The organism is Klebsiella sp. X1-16S-Nf21, assembly GCF_002837615.1.
GTDB lineage: Bacteria > Pseudomonadota > Gammaproteobacteria > Enterobacterales > Enterobacteriaceae > Klebsiella > Klebsiella variicola.
On the sequence record NZ_PJDK01000002.1, the window covers coordinates 48,817 to 66,904 of the forward strand.

An 18,088-nucleotide genomic window follows, 5' to 3' on the forward strand; every position below is an offset into this window, starting at 1 on the left:
CAGGAAAGTATGACGATTTTAGTGATTCATCATACTTTGGGAGTAACCTGGATCAATATTGCGCCGGAAAGTATAAGAAAATCGTATCATTACACGCGGGCGGTAAACACCGCCTGCGCTTCTCAGGGCGCCCGGAATAAGCCCAGCAGCGTGGCTACCTGCTCGTCGATCGGCGCCAGGTCCCGCTTAACGATCAGGTGCAGCGGCGTCGCGCGGCGCGCGCCGTGGCTGAGGGGCAGCCGCTTCAGCACGCCCTGGTCGAGATGGGGGCGAATGCGCTCTTCCGGCAGCCAGCCGAACCCGACCTGATACATCACCGCATCAATGGCGGCGTCAATGGTGGAGAAGGTCCAGGCGTCACGCGTCGCCTGGCCATCGCCGGTCTGATCGGCAATGCGCACCAGCGGCCACGGCGCCAGCGTGCTGTCCTCCAGCGGCCCGTCGAGCGTGGCGAGAGGGTGGTCGCGGTGGGCGACGGCGATAAAATCAATATTCATCAGCCACTCTCCGCGGCCGGTAATATCCTGGCGGCGGGTCAGCACCATCACATCAGCTTCTGTCCGCGCCGCGCTCTCGTCATCAACGTTTTCCAGCACTTCGGTGAGTCTGACCTGGGTCTGGGGATAGCGCTGCTGAAACTGGCGTAAAATCGCGAACAGCCGCTGGCGCGGGAAAATGCTGTCGACCACCAGATCCAGGCGGGTACGCGCCCCGTTGCGTAAGGTGGCGGCGTGGGTCTCGACGTAGGCGAAGGCCTGCAGCAGCGGTTTGACCTGATTCAGCAGCAGTTCGCCGGCCGGGGTCAGCACCGCCCGCCGGCCGGACGGCGCCAGCAGCGCCACGCCTAAGCGCTCCTGCAGCAGCGCGAGGTTATAGCTCACCGAAGACTGACTGCGGTTGGTCTCCTCCGCCGCTCTGGCAAAGCTCCCCAATTCCACTACCTTTTCGAGTAACGCCCATTGCTCCAGGGTTGTCTTGTGCATAATCAATCTAAAATTTGGATGTATTTAATCCAAACATAGCGTTATTCATTCATTTTTTAAAGACGTATGCTGTCCTCAACAAAACAGAGGAGAATAAATGATGAGCACTTTCGACAAACATGACCTCAGCGGCTTTATCGGTAAACATCTGGTCTATACCTACGACAACGGCTGGAACTACGAGATTTACGTCAAAAATGGCCACACCCTCGACTACCGTATTCACAGCGGCATCGTCGGCAATCGCTGGGTGAAAGATCAGGAAGCGTACATCGTGCGGGTGGGGGAAAGTATCTACAAAATCTCCTGGACCGAACCGACCGGCACCGACGTCAGCCTGATCGTCAACCTGGGCGACAAACTGTTCCACGGCACCATTTTCTTCCCGCGCTGGATCATGAATAACCCGGAAAAAACCGTCTGCTTCCAGAACGACCATATTCCGCTGATGAATTCGTACCGTGATGCCGGCCCGGCCTATCCAACGGAAGTGATTGACGAGTTCGCCACTATCACCTTCATTCGCGACTGTGGCGCCGATAATGACGAGGTCATTAATTGCCCGGCGAGCGAATTACCTGCGGATTTTCCTGCAAACTTGTAATTCAGCAGAAATAACTTTGTGATCTGCGCTAACATTTTGTCATTAAGCGTGACGATCGCTAATTAAAGTATTGTGTATTGGTTTAATTCCCGTTTACTTTTTGCTATTGCGTTCCTGTTTCTTGCCGCTTAACAGGAACGCTTTCCTGTCATACCCCTGCCATAAAAAATTCCTATCATACTGTTTAGTAATGAGTTATTACTTATTCTGAGAAAATATTAATTTCTTAATATTATCCTAAGCAAGGTCGACTACATTAATAGTGGTCGAAATACCCTGAAATGGAATGCCGCGCTGAACTCACTTCATTTTAATTTCGTTTAAGTCCGCAGGCGCAGGATATTTTATTCTAACGACCCTGATTTGTGCGTGGGTCAACTACAGAACAGGATGATGATGAGCGATTTTTTGCCGTTTTCGCGCCCGTCGATGGGCGACGCAGAGCTGGCTGCGCTGCGTGAAGTTTTAGCGTCGGGCTGGATCACCACCGGACCGAAGAATCAGGCACTCGAAGCGGCATTCTGCCAGCTGACCGGCAATCGCCACGCGATTGCCGTCAGTTCAGCGACCGGCGGGATGCATGTGACCCTGATGGCGCTGGGTATTGGCCCCGGCGATGAAGTCATTACGCCGTCCCAGACCTGGGTCTCCACTCTCAATATGATCTGCCTGCTGGGCGCTACGCCGGTGATGATCGATGTCGATAACGACAATCTGATGATTACCCCTGACGCGGTGGAAGCGGCGATCACTTCGCGTACCAAAGCGATAATTCCCGTGCACTACGCGGGCGCGCCAGCCGACATCGACGCCATTCGCGCGGTGGGCGAGCGCCACGGCATTCCGGTGATTGAAGATGCCGCCCATGCGGCGGGTACCCATTATAAAGGCCGCCACATTGGCTGGCAGGGGACCGCCATTTTCTCGTTCCACGCGATCAAGAACATGACCTGCGCCGAAGGCGGGCTGATTGTCACCGACGACGACGAGCTGGCCTCCCGTATCCGCAGTCTGAAATTCCATGGTCTGGGCGTGGACGCCTATGATCGTCAGACCCACGGCCGCGCGCCGCAGGCGGAGGTGATCACCCCGGGCTTCAAGTACAACCTTGCCGATATCAACGCCGCTCTGGCGCTGGTCCAGCTGGAAAAACTGAGCCACGCCAATCAGCGCCGGACGGAGATTGCCCAGCGCTACCTGCGCGAGCTGGCGGACACGCCGTTTAAACCGCTGACCGTCCCGGCATGGGATCACCAGCACGCCTGGCACTTGTTTATCATCCGCGTCGATGAGGCCGCATGCGGCATCAGCCGCGACGCGCTGATGGAAAAGCTGAAGGCGATGGGTATCGGCACGGGTCTGCATTTCCGTGCGGCTCATACGCAAAAATATTACCGCGAGCGCTTCCCTGAGGTTTCCCTGCCAAATACCGAATGGAACAGCGCCCGCATCTGTTCTCTCCCGTTGTTCCCGGACATGACCGATGACGATGTCACTCGCGTCATTTCCGCACTGCGCCAGCTGTCAGGACGTTGATATGCTTACTTACCCTCCCGTGAAGAAGGTCTCGGTGGTTATCCCGGTTTATAACGAACAGGATAGTCTGCCGGAACTGCTTCGTCGTACGGATACCGCCTGCGCCACGCTGGGGCGGCAATATGAAATTCTGCTGATCGACGATGGCAGCAGCGACGATTCTGCGCGCATGCTGACCGAAGCCGCCGAGGCGGAAGGCAGTCACGTCGTCGCCGTGCTGTTAAACCGTAACTACGGCCAGCACTCGGCGATCATGGCCGGCTTTAGCCATGTGACGGGCGATCTGATTATTACCCTTGATGCCGATCTGCAAAACCCACCGGAGGAAATTCCGCGGTTAGTAGAGAAGGCTGATGAAGGCTACGACGTGGTGGGCACCGTCCGCCAGAACCGTCAGGACAGCATCTTCCGCAAAAGCGCCTCGAAGATGATCAACCGCCTGATCCAGCGCACCACCGGCAAAGCGATGGGCGACTACGGCTGCATGCTGCGCGCTTACCGCCGCCATATTATCGACGCGATGCTCAACTGCCACGAGCGCAGCACCTTTATCCCGATCCTGGCGAATACCTTCGCCCGTCGCGCGGTCGAGATCCCGGTGATGCATGCCGAGCGCGAATTCGGCGACTCCAAATACAGCTTCATGCGCCTGATCAACCTGATGTACGACCTGGTGACCTGTCTGACCACCACGCCGCTGCGTCTGCTCAGCATTTTCGGCAGCGTGATTGCCCTGCTGGGCTTCGCCTTCGGCCTGCTGCTGGTGGTGCTGCGCCTGGCCTTTGGGCCGCAGTGGGCGGCAGAAGGGGTGTTCATGCTCTTCGCCGTGCTGTTTATGTTCATCGGCGCCCAGTTTATCGGTATGGGCCTGCTCGGCGAGTATATCGGACGCATCTATAACGACGTTCGCGCTCGTCCCCGCTACTTTATTCAACGTGTTGTTCGCCAGCCGGAAACGGCATCTAAAGAGGAAGATCGTTCATGAAAGCCGTAGTCTTCGCTTATCACGATATGGGCTGCACCGGTATCCAGTCCCTGCTGGACGCCGGGTATGATATCGCTGCTATTTTCACCCACCCGGATAACCCTGGCGAAAACCATTTCTTTGGCTCCGTGGCGCGCCTTGCCGCCGAGCAGGGCATTCCAGTGTGGGCGCCGGAAGACGTGAACCATCCGCTGTGGATTGAGCGTATCCGCGAGATGAAGCCGGACGTGCTGTTCTCCTTCTACTACCGCAACCTGCTGGGCGATGAGATCCTCAATCTGGCGCCGAAAGGGGCGTTCAACCTGCACGGTTCGCTGCTGCCGAAATATCGTGGCCGTGCGCCGCTGAACTGGGTGCTGGTCAATGGCGAAAGCGAAACCGGCGTCACCCTGCACCGCATGGTGAACCGCGCGGATGCCGGCGATATCGTCGCCCAGCAAACCGTGGCGATTGGCCCGGATGACGCGGCCCTGACGCTGCATCGTAAGCTGTGCGCCGCCGCCACTGAGCTGCTGGGCCAGGCGTTGCCGGCGATCCTTGAAGGAAAAACCGCAGAGCGCCCGCAGGATCACAGCCAGGCGACCTACGTGGGGCGTCGTACCCCGGAGGATGGCCGCCTCGACTGGGAGCAGCCGGCGCAGACCCTGCACAATCTGGTGCGTGCCGTCTCGGATCCGTGGCCGGGCGCCTTCGGCTACGCTGGCGCGAACAAGTTTATCGTCTGGAAATCCCGCGTCCGCCACGATCTGCCGGCAGCCAAACCGGGTACCGTTATCTCCGTTGCGCCGCTGATCGTGGCGTGCCAGGACGGGGCGCTGGAAATTGTCACCGGCCAGACCGAACGCGGTGTGTACATGCAGGGCGCTCAGCTGGCGCAGGCGCTGGGCCTGGTGTCCGGGGCGGTGATCAGCAGCAAACCGGTGGTGGCGATTAAGCGTCGCACCCGCGTGCTGATCCTTGGCGTCAATGGCTTTATCGGTAACCATTTGACCGAGCGCCTGCTGCAGGACGACAACTATGAAATTTACGGCCTGGATATCGGCTCCGACGCCATCAGCCGTTTCCTTGAGAGCCCGCGTTTCCACTTCGTGGAAGGCGATATCAGCATTCACTCCGAGTGGATCGAGTATCACATTAAGAAATGCGACGTGGTGTTGCCGCTGGTGGCCATCGCCACCCCTATCGAATACACCCGCAACCCGCTGCGCGTGTTCGAGCTGGATTTCGAAGAGAACCTGAAGATCATCCGCGATTGCGTGAAATACAATAAGCGCATCATCTTCCCGTCGACCTCTGAAGTGTATGGCATGTGCACCGACAAAAACTTCGACGAAGATACCTCCAATCTGGTGGTCGGGCCGATCAACAAACAGCGTTGGATCTACTCGGTTTCTAAACAGCTGCTGGACCGCGTGATTTGGGCCTACGGCGATAAGTACGATCTTAAGTTCACCCTGTTCCGTCCGTTCAACTGGATGGGACCGCGCCTGGATAACCTCAACGCCGCGCGTATCGGTAGTTCCCGCGCCATCACCCAGCTGATCCTCAACCTGGTGGAAGGGTCGCCGATCAAGCTCATCGAGGGCGGCAAGCAGAAGCGCTGCTTCACCGATATCAGCGACGGTATCGAAGCGCTGTTCCGCATCATCGAGAACAAAGACGGCCGCTGCGACGGGCAGATCATCAACATCGGCAACCCGGAAAACGAAGCGAGCATCAAAGAGCTGGCCGAAATGCTGCTCGCCTGCTTCGAACGCCATCCGCTGCGCGATCGCTTCCCGCCGTTTGCCGGCTTCCGTGAAGTGGAAAGCAGCGATTACTACGGGAAGGGCTACCAGGACGTTGAGCATCGTAAGCCGAGCATTCGCAACGCCAAACGCTGCCTGAACTGGGAACCGAAGGTGGAGATGGAAGAAACGGTCGAACACACGCTGGACTTCTTCCTGCGTACAGTTGAACTGGTGGACGATAAAAATCCATGAAACAGGTCGGCTTACGCATAGATGTCGATACCTTTCGCGGAACGCGGGACGGCGTTCCGCGGCTGCTGGACCTGCTGGGCCAGCACGGGATCCAGGCAAGCTTCTTCTTCAGCGTCGGGCCGGACAATATGGGGCGCCATCTGTGGCGCCTGGTAAAACCGAAGTTTCTGTGGAAGATGCTGCGTTCCAGAGCGGCTTCGCTGTACGGCTGGGATATTCTGCTGGCTGGCACCGCGTGGCCGGGACGCCGCATCGGCGCGGGGAACGAAGCGGTGATCCGCGCGGCCGCCGAGTCTCATGAAGTCGGGCTGCACGCCTGGGATCACTACAGCTGGCAGGCGTGGAGCGGCGTCTGGCCGCAGGAACGGCTGGCGCTGGAGGTTGAGCGCGGCCTGCTCGAACTGGAACGCATCATCGGCCGGCCGGTCACCTGTTCGGCTGTCGCCGGCTGGCGCGCCGATCAGCGGGTGGTCAAAGCCAAAGAATCCTTCGATTTTCTCTACAACAGCGACTGTCGCGGCACGCGGCCGTTCCTGCCCCAGCTCGGTAGCGGCACGTTTGGTACGGTGCAGATCCCGGTCACGCTGCCGACCTGGGATGAGGCGGTGGGCACGGCGGTCGATATCGCCGGCTTTAACCGCTACCTGCTCGACTGCATCCATCGCGACCCGGGCGTGCCGGTCTATACCATTCACGCCGAAGTGGAAGGTATTGCTTACGCCGATCAGTTCAATGAACTGCTGACCATGGCGGCGGAAGAGGAAATTCAGTTTTGCCCACTGAGCCAGCTGCTGCCCGCTGACTTTAGCGAGCTGCCGTCTGGCAAAGTGGTTCGGGGTGAACTGGCTGGCCGGGAAGGCTGGCTCGGACGTGAACAATTACTGACTTCGGGTGTTTGATGAAAAGCATTCGCTATGGCGTCTCTCTGATTGCGCTGTTTGCGCTGTATTACCTGCTGCCGCTTAATTTTCGTTTGCTCTGGCAACCCGATGAAACCCGCTATGCGGAGATCAGCCGTGAAATGCTGGCCACCGGTGACTGGGTGGTGCCGCATTTTCTCGGATTGCGCTACTTCGAAAAGCCGATTGCCGGTTACTGGATCAACAGTATCGGTCAGTGGCTGTTTGGCCATAATAACTTCGGCGTACGCTTTGGGTCGGTCTTCGCTATCACCATGACTGCCCTGCTGGTGGCCTGGCTGGCGTGGCGCGTCTTTCGCGACAAAAAGGTGGCTGTCCTGTCGCCGGTGATTTTCCTTACCGCGATGCTGGTGTATGCGATTGGCACCTATGCGGTGCTGGACCCGATGATCACCCTGTGGCTGGCGCTGGCGATGTGCAGCTTCTGGGGCGCGGCGCAGGCGCAGAGCCGCAGCGGCAAAATACTGGGCTACGCGCTGCTGGGCGTCGCCTGCGGTATGGGGGTGATGACCAAGGGCTTCCTGGCGCTGGCGGTGCCGGTGGTGGGCGTGCTGCCGTGGGTGATCGCCCGTAAACGCTGGCGTGAAGTGCTGACCTACGGCTGGCTGGCGGTGATCGTCTGTACGCTGGTGGTGCTGCCCTGGGGGCTGGCTATCGCCCAGCGCGAGCCGGACTTCTGGCGCTACTTCTTCTGGGTCGAGCATATTCAGCGTTTTGCCGAAAAAGATGCCCAGCACAAAGCGCCGTTCTGGTACTACATTCCGTTCCTGATCGCCGGCAGCCTGCCGTGGCTGGCCCTGCTGCCGGGGGCGCTGAAGCGCGGCTGGCTTGAGCGCGATGAGGCTCGCGGCGCGCTGTATCTGCTGGGTTGGGTGGCGATGCCGTTCCTGTTCTTCAGTATCGCCAAAGGCAAACTGCCGACCTATATCCTGCCGTGCTTTGCGCCGCTGTCGATTCTGATGGCCCGCTACGCGCTGGAGGCCGCAAAGACCGGCGCAAAAGCGCTGCGCATCAACGGGATGATCAACCTGGGCGTTGGCCTGCTGGGGCTGATCGCCGTGCTGGTGGTCTCACCCTGGGGCGTGATGCACAAGCCGGTGTGGACCAAGATTGAGCTGTATAAATGTCTGCTGGCGGCGATCGCCTTCGCCGTCTGGGCGCTGATGGGCTGGCTGGCGATGAAAAACCCTGGCCGCCGCTGGAGCCTCGCCGCGCTCTGTCCGCTCGGCCTGGCGCTGCTGGTGGGCTTCGCCATCCCGGACCGGGTTATCGACAGCAAACAGCCGCAGTTCCTCGTGGATATCGTCAGTGAATCCCTGCAGCCCAGCCGTTACGTCCTGACCAACAACGTTGGGATCGCCGGCGGCCTGGCCTGGGAGCTGAAGCGCAGCGATATTATTATGTTCGACAAACAGGGTGAGCTGAAGTACGGTCTCGACTGGCCGGATGCTCAGGGAAGCTTTGTCAGCCAGGCCGGTTTTGCCGACTGGCTGGCCACGCACCGTCAGCAGGGGCCGGTCTCGCTGGTGCTGTTGATGGATAAAGGAGAGAGTATGGTTGACTTACCGTTACCGAAGCCAGATAACGCCTACGAGCTGGGTCGGGTGGTCTTCCTTCAGTATCTGCCGCAATGAGCGTCTGGATCTGTCTGGTGTTCGCCAGCCTGCTGAGCTGCGCCGGGCAACTCTGCCAGAAACAGGCGACCCGCCCATCCCGTCGCGGACGGCGGAGTCGCCATATACTCTTCTGGCTGGGGATGGCGCTGTTATGCCTGGGCTGCGGCATGCTGCTGTGGCTGAGCGTGCTGCAGTCTATTCCGGTCAGCATCGCCTATCCAATGCTGAGCCTGAATTTCGTCTGGGTTACCCTCGCGGGCTGGGGCATCTGGCATGAGCCGGTCGCTCGCCGTCACTGGCTTGGCGTCGGGTTGATCGTCGTGGGCATTGTCATTCTGGGGACCAGCGTCTGATGGGCTTTCTCTGGGCATTATTCAGCGTCGGCCTCGTCAGCGCCGCGCAGTTGCTGCTGCGCAGCGCCATGGTGGCCTTGCCGCCGCTGACCGATATTGTGGCATTTCTCCAGCATCTGCTGCATTTCCAGCCCGGGACCTTCGGCCTGTTTTTCGGCCTGCTGGGCTACCTGCTGTCGATGGTCTGCTGGTACTTTGCCCTGCATCGCCTGCCGCTGTCGAAAGCGTATGCCCTGCTGAGCCTGAGCTATATCCTCGTGTGGGCCGCCGCCATCTGGTTGCCCGGCTGGCATGAGCCGTTCTACTGGCAATCGCTGCTGGGCGTGACGATCATTGTCGCCGGCGTGTTGACCATCTTCTGGCCGGTCAAACGCCGCTAGCCGGGGAGCCGGCTTTTGGGACGGCCCGGGCCGAGCAGGATCGCCAGCTTGCTGCCTCCGACGGTGGTCTCCATCCAGATTTTACAGACGCTGGTTAACGGTACCGAGAGCAGCATCCCCACCGGCCCCAGCAGCCAGCCCCAGACCAGCAACGACAGGAACACCACCAGGGTCGACATTCCCAGCCGATGGCCCATCATGCGCGGCTCCACCATGTTGCCCAGCACCATATGCACCACCAGAAACAGCGCCCCGACCAACAGGCACTCATAAATGCCGCTAAACAGCAGCGCCTGCAGCATCGGGGGGATAGCGGAGATAGCGGAGCCAATGTTCGGCACATAGTTCAGCAGAAACGCCAGCACCCCCCACATCAGGGCGAACTGTACCCCCATCGCCAGCAGCCCCAGCCAGACAATCAGCCCGGTCCACAGGCTAATCAGCGTCTTCAGCGCCAGATAATGGGTGACGCCTTTCAGCGCCCGGTGCAAGCCGGCGATATGCAGGCGCGGGTTATTGAGGGCAAAACGCAGTTTGTAGGGCAGGTGGCGAACCTCAAACAGCATAAAGATCACCGTCATCACCAGCAGCACGATGCTGGCCATCGCCCCGGAAAGCTGGGTCATTAGCGTCGTGGCCCAGGTCATCAGCCGTTCTGAATCCATGCGCCGCAGCATGCGCTCCGGATTGATATGCAGATTAAGGAAGGGGAGATACTCCTGGAGCTGGAGGATCTTGCGCGTCAGGGCGCGGTTGAAATCGGGGAGCATGGCGACAAAGTCATTGAGCGACGCCGCCAGTACGCCAAGCAGCGCGGTGAGCATCACCAACATCGCCGTCACCACCAGGGTAATGGCGAACGGACGCCGCACCCCGCGGCGAATGAACCAGGTGACCAGCGGGTTGAGAACAATAGCGAAAAACAGCGCCAGCAGCAGCTGCACCAGAATATCGGCGGCGGCGTGGATCCCGGCGAGGATAATCACTAACGCTGCCAGCTTAAGTAAAATATGGAGCCCGGCTTTATCAGCCTGCGGAGAGGACATAGGTATTCCTTTTATGAGTCGCGCCAGATAAGTGTAGCGGTTCGCCGACTGCCAATATTCCGAAAGGAGGGCTGCTTTTCCGCCGACAGCGTGGTAATAGTGAAAGCTGATTGTCGAAATCTGGTGGAACCTGATGCCCGAACCCGTCGCCGAGCCGGCGCTCAATGGACTGCGCCTCAATCTGCGGATTGTCTCTGTCGTTATCTTTAACTTTGCCAGCTATCTCACCATCGGCCTGCCGCTGGCGGTGCTGCCCGGCTATGTGCATGATGTCATGGGCTTTAGCGCTTTCTGGGCCGGGCTGGTGATTAGTCTGCAATATTTCGCCACGCTGCTCAGCCGCCCGCATGCCGGGCGCTATGCCGACCTGCTGGGGCCTAAAAAGATTGTCGTCTTCGGTCTCTGCGGCTGTTTTTTGAGCGGTTTGAGCTATCTGTTGGCGGCCTGGAGCAGCGGCTGGCCTCTGGTTAGCTTGCTGCTGTTATGCCTCGGACGGGTGATCCTTGGTATCGGCCAGAGCTTCGCCGGCACAGGCTCGACGCTGTGGGGCGTCGGCGTGGTCGGTTCGCTGCATATCGGGCGGGTGATCTCGTGGAACGGGATTGTGACCTACGGGGCGATGGCGATGGGCGCGCCGCTCGGCGTGCTGTGCTATTCACACATTGGCCTCAGCGGCCTGGCGGTAGTCATTATGGCGGTGGCGCTGGTGGCGATCCTCTGTGCGCTGCCCCGCGCGGCGGTGAAGGCTACCAAAGGTAAAGCGATGTCGTTTCGCGCGGTGCTTGGCCGGGTCTGGCCCTACGGTATGGCGCTGGCGCTGGCCTCCGCCGGCTTCGGGGTGATCGCCACCTTTATCACGCTGTTTTATGACGCCAAAGGCTGGGACGGCGCGGCTTTCGCTCTGACGTTATTCAGCTGCGCGTTCGTTGGCACGCGGCTGCTGTTTCCTAACGGCATTAATCGCCTCGGTGGACTGAACGTGGCGATGCTCTGCTTTAGCGTGGAGATTATCGGACTACTGCTGGTCGGCTTTGCCGATACGCCGTTGCTGGCGAAAATCGGTACCTTCCTTACCGGGGCGGGGTTCTCGCTGGTCTTCCCGGCGCTGGGGGTGGTGGCGGTCAAAGCGGTGCCGCAGCACAATCAGGGGTCGGCGCTGGCGACCTATACCGTGTTTATGGATTTGTCGTTGGGGGTCACCGGGCCGCTGGCCGGATTGTTGATGGCGTGGACCGGGATCTCGATGATTTATCTCGCCGCGGCTGGGCTGGTGATGGCGGCGCTGCTGTTGGGCTGGCGGCTAAAAAAACGGCCCCCGGTTAGCGAACCGGAGGCCATCGCACCAGGCCAGTAATTACTGGATGGTGAGGGTGTTGATGATGCTTTCTGCTTCGGTCTGCGCCTGCTGCTGGTTGTCCGCCGGCAGGGTCACCTGCAGGGTCAGCAGTTTGTCATCCACTTTGCCGAGGATCACTGAAGACCAGGCGGTCTGCCCCTTGGCAGAGATGATGCTGTCCAGCTGCTGCAGGGTATGGCCTTTCATCTCCAGCGATTTGTTGCTCACCACCTGCAGCTGCGGGTCGCGGCTACGCTGCTGATCTTCCAGTCGTTTCGCCAGTACCGCCAGATCTTCATTGGTGCTGTCGCCGACGATGACGATGACCGCTTTCTGGCCGGTAGCGTCAGAGTAGACGTGCATGTTGTTCGCCTGGGTACCCAGTTTGCCGCTCTGGTCGGCCATGCCCGCAGGCAGGGTGAAGCTCAGTTTGCCATCCAGCAGGCTGATTGCCTGGCCGCTGGCATTGCTCTCCGCTGCTGCGCCAACGGTTGGCGCTTTTGAATCGCTGTTATCGCAGGCGGCAAGCCCCATTACCAGCAGGCCAATACCGACATATTTAACCAAATTGCGCATTGACATCTTCCTTTCGATAAACGGCCACTAATGGCTCATCCGGCTATCTTAACACATCGGCCCGCGAGTACCTTTAACTCGGCTGTAATGCCGACAAATCAGATTTATCCGCCAGTCTTTTCAACAGCATATTTAACAGCACGCCGTACATCGGCAGGAAGAAAATAATGCTGATAAGCACTTTAAAGCTGTAGTCGACGAGGGCGATTTCCCCCCAGTGGGCGGCCATAAACGGGTCCGGGCTGCGCCAGAAAGCGATAAAGAAGAACGCGACGGTATCGCTGATGTTGCCGAACAGCGTCGAGGCGGTGGGGGCCAGCCACCAGTGGCGACTCTGCCGCAGGCGGTTGAAGACGTGGACGTCGAGGATCTGCCCCAGTGCATAGGCCATAAAGCTGGCGATGGCGATGCGCGCGACGAAGAGATTAAAGGTGCCCAGCGCGGCAAAGCCCTGCCACTCGCCCATGTAGAACAGCGCAGAGATGCCGTAAGAGATAACCAGCGCCGGGACCATCACCGCGAAAATGATGCGTCGCGCCAGCGGTGCGCCAAAAATGCGTACCGTCAGATCGGTGGCGAGAAAGATAAACGGAAAACTAAACGCGCCCCAGGTGGTATGGAAACCAAAAATGGAGATCGGCAGCTGAACCAGATAGTTGCTGGAGGTGATGACCAGCAGATGAAATAGCGAAAGCCAGACGAGCGCTTTTTTGCGCTGTACGGTAGTAAACGGATTCATATTGTGACCTTTTTATGCCCGTCATGCTTCAGGTGAATGAGCAATCGGCAGCGGAACGTTGGGGTGAGGGAACCCAATAAAAAACGGCTGCATGATACTGCGTTGTCGGCGTAATGCAATGGTTGTTTTTCGCGCAAACGTTAACCTGGCTTGCGTACTGGCGAACTGGGGGTAAACTAGGGCCGTTTTGTTAACGTGAGACTAAAATGAGCGAACTTTTCTCCACTCCTGACCATACCCTGGATGCCCTGGGGCTCCGCTGCCCGGAGCCGGTCATGATGGTGCGTAAAACCGTGCGGACGATGCCGGTCGGCGAGACGCTGCTGATTATTGCTGACGATCCGGCCACCACCCGCGATATCCCGGGATTCTGCCGCTTTATGGAGCATGAGCTGGTGGCCCAGGAAACCGAAGCCCTGCCGTACCGCTATCTGATCCGCAAAAGCCACTGAGCTTTTCCCGGATAGCGGCGCGTAGCGCCTTATCCGGGCTACCCGACGGTCCGGAATTAAGCGTAGCGCGAGCAGGGAATATCCCGGATGGCGGCGCGTAGCGCCTTATCCGGGCTACCCGACGGTCTGGAACCGTAGCCCTGCTAAGCGTAGCGCGAGCAGGGAAGCCGGTATCTATGCTACAACTTCTTACGCAATAACCGCAGCGCGTTAGCCGTTACCAGCACGGTGGCGCCGGTATCCGCCAGCACCGCCAGCCACAACCCGGTCAGGCCGAGCAGGGTGGTGACGAGGAAAATCCCCTTCAGCCCTAAGGCTATCGCGATGTTCTGGCGAATATTGGCATGGGTGGCGCGCGCCAGAGAAATCATCTGCGCCAGGCCGGTCAGACGGTTATGGGTCAGCGCGGCGTCGGCCGTCTCCAGCGCCACATCGGTGCCGCTGCCCATGGCGATGCCGATGGTGGCCGCTTTCATCGCCGGGGCGTCGTTGATTCCGTCCCCGACCATCGCCAGCGGCGCATCGGCATTCAGCGCCATGACGGCTTTCACTTTGTCCGCCGGCAGCAGACCGGCGCGGAATTCCAGCCCCAGTTCGCTGGCGATGGCTGCCGCGGCGCGCGGGTTATCCCCGGTAAGGATCACCCCCTGAACCCCCAACTGATGCAGAGCATCCACCGCCTGACGCGCGTCGTCGCGCAGGGTGTCGCGCAGCGCCAGAATACCGAGCAGCGTCTCGCCGCGCATCACCAGCACTACCGTTTGCCCGGCGCTTTCCAGCTGCTGGATCTGCGCCTCATGTTCTGCCGGGGCGGCTTTGCTGGCGGCGCAGATCAAGATGCGGCTGCCGTTCACCTCGGCTTCGATGCCAGAGCCCGCCAGCGCCCGCTGGCCGCTGGCAAGCGGAATACTCAGCTGACGCCGCTGTGCTTCACGGACGATGGCCTGCGCCAGCGGGTGGCTGGAGCCTTGCTCCACCGCCGCCGCCAGCGCCAGCAGCGCGTTGTCGTCAAACTCAGCCGTGGCGATCACCGAAGTCACCTGCGGCTGGCCGACGGTCAGGGTGCCGGTTTTATCGAACGCCACCTGCCGCACCTGGCCCAGCTGTTCCAGCGCCGCGCCGCCTTTGATTAGCGCCCCGCGGCGGGCGGCGACCGCCAGGCCGGAGGTGATGGCCGCCGGCGTGGAGATGACCAGCGCGCACGGACAGCCGATCAGCAGCAGCGTCAGCCCTTTATAAATCCACGGCAGCCAGGCGCTGGCGAAGAACAGCGGTGGGGCAATGGCGACCAACAAAGCTACGACCATAATGGCCGGGGTGTAGATCCGGCTGAAGCGATCGATAAAACGCTCGATTGGCGCCCGACGTTCCTCTGCCTCTTCAATCAGCTTCAGGATGCGGTCGATGGCGCTGTCGCCCGGTTCGGATATCACGGTAAGCTGCACCAGGCGATCGACGCTGGTGGCGCCCGCCGCGACTCGTTCCCCGGCCTGACGCTCCACCGGCACCGACTCGCCGGTCAGGGCGCTTTCATCAAAGCTGGCAAACGGCGACAGCAGCTGGCCATCCGCCGGCAGACGCCCGCCGGCGGCCACTTCAATCACATCTCCGGGACGCAGGTCGCGCTGGGCGACGGTTTCCCGCACACCGTTGCGCAGACGGATGGCGGTGTCGGGCTTCAGCGCCATCAGCGCGCTCACCCCCTGCCGTGCGCGGCTGGCGGCCCAGCCTTCGAGACGCTCGCCGATCAGGAACAGCAGCAGGACCATCGCCGCTTCCGCAGTGGCGCCGATAAACAGCGCCCCGATGGCGGCGACGCTCATCAGCGTTTCAATGGCAAACCAGCTCCCGCTCTTGATCAGGCGCAGCGCCTGGCGAGCAACCGGCCACAGGCCAACCAGGGTGGTGGCAATAAAGGCCAACTGACCGGCAGGGTGGTTGGCCTGCTCCAGCCCCCAGCTCAGGGCCATCATGATAAACAGCGTCAGTAACGGCAGATTGTCGCGCAGCAGCGACCCTCGGGTTTTCTCTGCTGCGGGAGCATCGGCATCGCGCAGCGTATAGCCCGCCTGGCGGACCGCGCTCTCAACCTGAGCGCGGATATCGCCCTCGGCGTTAACCAGCAACTTTTCTGTGGCGAACAGCACCTGGACCTGACTGACGCCGGGTACCTGGCGAACCGCGGTTTCCACCTTGCGGGCGCAGGCGGCGCAGTCCATGCCATCAACCTGCCAGCTATAGCGGGCGTCGTCGAGCGCTTCGGCGGCAGGGGCGGATTCTGTGGCGCAGGCGTGATCTGTACAGCAGCTCTCCGCCGGCGCGGTCGCTGGCCGCATGGTGAATGACGAGAATTGTGGGACTTTTTTATCCTGCGCGTCTGGAGTCGACATGGCACCCTCCGGGAAATGATAATTTTCTCATTAGCCGTAGGATACACTCTGGAGTCGACTCCAGAGTCAAGGACTAAATTACAGGTATAACGCGCGCACGATCAGGAAGTGGCCGGCAAAGTAGAACGCGGCGGCAATGGCGTTATCGGCGCGGAAGCGGCGACGATAGTGGCTCACCAGCCATACGGCATTGCTCAGCAGCAGCAGGGCCGCGCCAGCGAAACCGGACAGCGCGGTGTTGGTGGGGCGGGCAAACCACAGCTCACCGGCCAGCCAGACCATCACCAGCGTCATTCCAATAAAGGTCAGCACCGGCATTTTCATCTCTTCCAGCCGACTCCAGATCACCGCCATCAGCAGGGCGCCGAATACCAGCAGCACCAGCGGCAGCGGCCAGAAGAACGACAGCGTCAGCTGGCTGGCGAACCAGATGGTATACAGCAGATGTGACAGGAAGAAAGCGCCCACCGCGTACATCACCCGCTGGCGCGGCAGCAGGGTCAGGGCGTCGCCGAGCAGCGAGGCGCACAGGCCGGCCAGCACCAGATAGCTGATGGCATTGAACATCGGCGCCTGCCAGGCCAGTAACAGCAACAGAATCAGGGTGACAGGTTTAAATACCCAACGTCGCCAGGCCGGCCCACGATAGGATGCATCGACATAAAGCCATGCGGAGAAACAGACAGCAATAAATGACCAAAGCATAGTAAGTCCCTGTATCTGTTATCATAAAGAAAGTTACGGATGCGTGATGCTACAACTCAGTGTAGTGGTTTGGCGTAGCAGATGACAATGTTATTCCCGACGCAGTATGCTGATTCCTGATATTTTTTATGGGTAACCTTGATGAGTAAAATGCCCCTCTTTTTTGTTCTGGTCGTCGCGGTGATTGTGGTGGCGGCTTCGTTTCGCTATGTCCAGCAGCGCCGTGAGAAACAGGCGAATGACGCCGCGCCGTTGCTACAAAAGCGGGTTATCGTCAGCAATAAACGGGAAAAAGTGATTAACGATCGGCGCTCGCGGCAGCAGACGGTGACGCCCGCAGGCAGTGAGATGCGCTATGAAGCGAGCTTTCGCCCCGAAAACGGTGGGCTGGAGGTGGTGTTTCGCCTCGACGCGCCGCAATATCATGCGCTGAGCGTGGGCGATCGCGGGATGTTGAGTTATAAGGGCACAGCGTTCGTGGCGTTTACGCCCGATCCCTGAGCCCTTTTCAGGACTACTTTTTCAGCGTCGCCTTCAGTTTTTTCTGCCAGGCGACGAGCTCAAACACGCCGAAGATAAAAATGCGGATTTGCTCAAAGCGGCTCAGCGGCGGCGCCTCTTTCGGCTGCGTCGCCTTGAGCAGCGTCAACTGCAGCCCGTGCATCAGGATCATGAAAATCAGCGCGACGTTGACGAAGATATTCAGCGGCTTCGGGAAGGGCTGAAACAGGTTCAATAACAGAAAGGCCCAGACGCACAGCATCAGCAGGCGGCCTAAATTAATCAGCATGGTGCTCTCCTTGGGCCTCACGTTGGTAAAGACGGTAGGCGACCTGTCCGGCCACTTTTTCACGATACAGCTGCCAGTTAGCGGGCACCGGCGGTAAACCGTTTTCGACTTCGCTTTCGACATACACCAGGGCCTCATCGGCCAGCCAGCCTTGTGTCTCCAGCAGACGTAGCGTCTCCTCCAGCAGCCCCTGACGGAACGGCGGGTCGACGAACACGATCTGGTGCGGTGTCCCCGGCTGGCTCAGGAAGCTGAGGGTGTTGGTGGTGATCACCTTGCCGCGATCCGCTTTCAGGGTGGCGAGATTTTTTTGCAACTGCTGGGCTACGCCGCGCTCCATCTCCAGTAGCGTGGTGCTGGCCGCATAGCGGGACAGCGCCTCCAGCCCCAGCGCGCCGCTGCCGGCAAAGCAGTCGAGGCAGTGCGCGTCAACGATGGACGGCGCCAGCCAGTTAAAAAGGGTTTCGCGAACCCGGTCGGTGGTCGGCCGCAGGCCCGGGCTCTCCGGCACCGGTAATTTACGGCCGCGCCATTGCCCACCGATAATGCGGATCTGGCCGCTGCCCGCGTGGTTTGGTTTTTTCATCTCTCTGCTCAAGTCTCAACTTCCGGCCTGCTATTCTAGCGATCGACGGCGGTTGACGAAACCTTAATCCGGGGGCGGTGCTGCGAGTTAAGTTAAGTGATAGACTATC

General features: G+C 59.8%; 19 protein-coding genes. 11 read left to right on the top strand and 8 right to left on the bottom strand.

Going from position 1 to position 18,088, the window contains the following annotated elements:
* Positions 1–122: 122 nt before the first annotated feature.
* Entirely contained in the window at positions 123–983 is an 861-nt protein-coding gene (locus CW267_RS01615) for a LysR family transcriptional regulator (RefSeq protein WP_008806950.1), read from the bottom strand.
* A 97-nt stretch (positions 984–1,080) separates the two neighbouring features.
* On the opposite strand from CW267_RS01615, the gene CW267_RS01620 reads away from it, so the two are divergent.
* The 8 genes from CW267_RS01620 (at position 1,081) to arnF (ending at position 9,359) form a co-directional block, all read left to right on the top strand.
* On the top strand, positions 1,081–1,587 hold the full coding sequence (locus CW267_RS01620) for a phenolic acid decarboxylase (protein WP_012540376.1): 507 nt from the start codon (positions 1,081–1,083) through the stop codon (positions 1,585–1,587).
* Positions 1,588–1,983: 396 nt separating this feature from the next.
* On the top strand, positions 1,984–3,123 hold the full coding sequence (gene arnB / locus CW267_RS01625) for a UDP-4-amino-4-deoxy-L-arabinose aminotransferase (RefSeq protein ID WP_012540377.1): 1,140 nt from the start codon (positions 1,984–1,986) through the stop codon (positions 3,121–3,123).
* A gap of 1 nt (position 3,124) precedes the next feature.
* Positions 3,125–4,108 carry an undecaprenyl-phosphate 4-deoxy-4-formamido-L-arabinose transferase gene (arnC, locus tag CW267_RS01630; RefSeq protein ID WP_008806952.1) on the top strand — a complete coding sequence of 328 codons (984 nt, stop codon included), beginning with the start codon at positions 3,125–3,127 and terminating at the stop codon, positions 4,106–4,108.
* Positions 4,105–6,090 (top strand): bifunctional UDP-4-amino-4-deoxy-L-arabinose formyltransferase/UDP-glucuronic acid oxidase ArnA, encoded by a 1,986-nt coding sequence (arnA, locus tag CW267_RS01635; protein WP_008806953.1) that lies wholly within the window; start codon positions 4,105–4,107, stop codon positions 6,088–6,090. The genes arnC and arnA overlap by 4 nt, the downstream gene beginning before the upstream one ends.
* Entirely contained in the window at positions 6,087–6,989 is a 903-nt protein-coding gene (gene arnD, locus CW267_RS01640; protein ID WP_008806954.1) for a 4-deoxy-4-formamido-L-arabinose-phosphoundecaprenol deformylase, read from the top strand. The genes arnA and arnD overlap by 4 nt, the downstream gene beginning before the upstream one ends.
* On the top strand, positions 6,989–8,644 hold the full coding sequence (gene arnT, locus CW267_RS01645) for a lipid IV(A) 4-amino-4-deoxy-L-arabinosyltransferase (RefSeq protein ID WP_008806955.1): 1,656 nt from the start codon (positions 6,989–6,991) through the stop codon (positions 8,642–8,644). The genes arnD and arnT overlap by 1 nt, the downstream gene beginning before the upstream one ends.
* Positions 8,641–8,979, top strand: a complete 339-nt coding sequence (gene arnE, locus CW267_RS01650) for a 4-amino-4-deoxy-L-arabinose-phosphoundecaprenol flippase subunit ArnE (protein WP_008806956.1) — start codon at positions 8,641–8,643, stop codon at positions 8,977–8,979. The genes arnT and arnE overlap by 4 nt, the downstream gene beginning before the upstream one ends.
* Positions 8,979–9,359, top strand: a complete 381-nt coding sequence (gene arnF / locus CW267_RS01655) for a 4-amino-4-deoxy-L-arabinose-phosphoundecaprenol flippase subunit ArnF (protein ID WP_008806957.1) — start codon at positions 8,979–8,981, stop codon at positions 9,357–9,359. Before arnE ends, arnF begins: the two co-directional genes overlap by 1 nt.
* Here arnF and CW267_RS01660 read toward each other — a convergent pair.
* Complete coding sequence (locus CW267_RS01660) at positions 9,356–10,405, bottom strand: AI-2E family transporter (protein WP_008806958.1); 1,050 nt, start codon at positions 10,403–10,405, stop codon at positions 9,356–9,358. The two genes, arnF and CW267_RS01660, sit on opposite strands and share 4 nt — an antisense overlap.
* Before the next feature lie 133 nt (positions 10,406–10,538).
* Here CW267_RS01660 and CW267_RS01665 point away from each other — a divergent pair, with 133 nt between their 5' ends.
* Entirely contained in the window at positions 10,539–11,759 is a 1,221-nt protein-coding gene (locus tag CW267_RS01665) for an MFS transporter (RefSeq protein WP_008806959.1), read from the top strand.
* Here the strand turns inward: CW267_RS01665 and CW267_RS01670 are convergent, their stop codons facing one another.
* Both CW267_RS01670 and CW267_RS01675 read right to left on the bottom strand, forming a co-directional pair.
* Positions 11,760–12,317, bottom strand: a complete 558-nt coding sequence (locus tag CW267_RS01670; RefSeq protein WP_012540380.1) for a DcrB family lipoprotein — start codon at positions 12,315–12,317, stop codon at positions 11,760–11,762.
* Between the two features lie 73 nt (positions 12,318–12,390).
* Entirely contained in the window at positions 12,391–13,056 is a 666-nt protein-coding gene (locus CW267_RS01675) for a 7-cyano-7-deazaguanine/7-aminomethyl-7-deazaguanine transporter (RefSeq protein WP_008806961.1), read from the bottom strand.
* Between the two features lie 206 nt (positions 13,057–13,262).
* Between CW267_RS01675 and tusA the strand changes: the two genes are divergently transcribed.
* The gene (gene tusA, locus CW267_RS01680) at positions 13,263–13,508 is read left to right on the top strand and encodes a sulfurtransferase TusA (protein WP_002920858.1); all 246 of its coding nucleotides are present in this window, start codon (positions 13,263–13,265) and stop codon (positions 13,506–13,508) included.
* Positions 13,509–13,687: 179 nt separating this feature from the next.
* On the opposite strand, the gene zntA is transcribed toward tusA, so the two are convergent.
* Both zntA and CW267_RS01690 read right to left on the bottom strand, forming a co-directional pair.
* The gene (gene zntA / locus CW267_RS01685) at positions 13,688–15,898 is read right to left on the bottom strand and encodes a Zn(II)/Cd(II)/Pb(II) translocating P-type ATPase ZntA (protein WP_047667101.1); all 2,211 of its coding nucleotides are present in this window, start codon (positions 15,896–15,898) and stop codon (positions 13,688–13,690) included.
* 78 nt (positions 15,899–15,976) lie between these two features.
* The gene (locus CW267_RS01690; protein ID WP_004173987.1) at positions 15,977–16,603 is read right to left on the bottom strand and encodes a lysoplasmalogenase; all 627 of its coding nucleotides are present in this window, start codon (positions 16,601–16,603) and stop codon (positions 15,977–15,979) included.
* Between the two features lie 150 nt (positions 16,604–16,753).
* Between CW267_RS01690 and CW267_RS01695 the strand changes: the two genes are divergently transcribed.
* Entirely contained in the window at positions 16,754–17,104 is a 351-nt protein-coding gene (locus tag CW267_RS01695; RefSeq protein ID WP_004173989.1) for a DUF2500 domain-containing protein, read from the top strand.
* 13 nt (positions 17,105–17,117) lie between these two features.
* On the opposite strand, the gene CW267_RS01700 is transcribed toward CW267_RS01695, so the two are convergent.
* Both CW267_RS01700 and rsmD read right to left on the bottom strand, forming a co-directional pair.
* Entirely contained in the window at positions 17,118–17,393 is a 276-nt protein-coding gene (locus CW267_RS01700; RefSeq protein ID WP_002920822.1) for a DUF1145 family protein, read from the bottom strand.
* Positions 17,383–17,979 carry a 16S rRNA (guanine(966)-N(2))-methyltransferase gene (gene rsmD, locus CW267_RS01705; RefSeq protein ID WP_002920820.1) on the bottom strand — a complete coding sequence of 199 codons (597 nt, stop codon included), beginning with the start codon at positions 17,977–17,979 and terminating at the stop codon, positions 17,383–17,385. Before rsmD ends, CW267_RS01700 begins: the two co-directional genes overlap by 11 nt.
* Positions 17,980–18,088 lie beyond the last annotated feature (109 nt).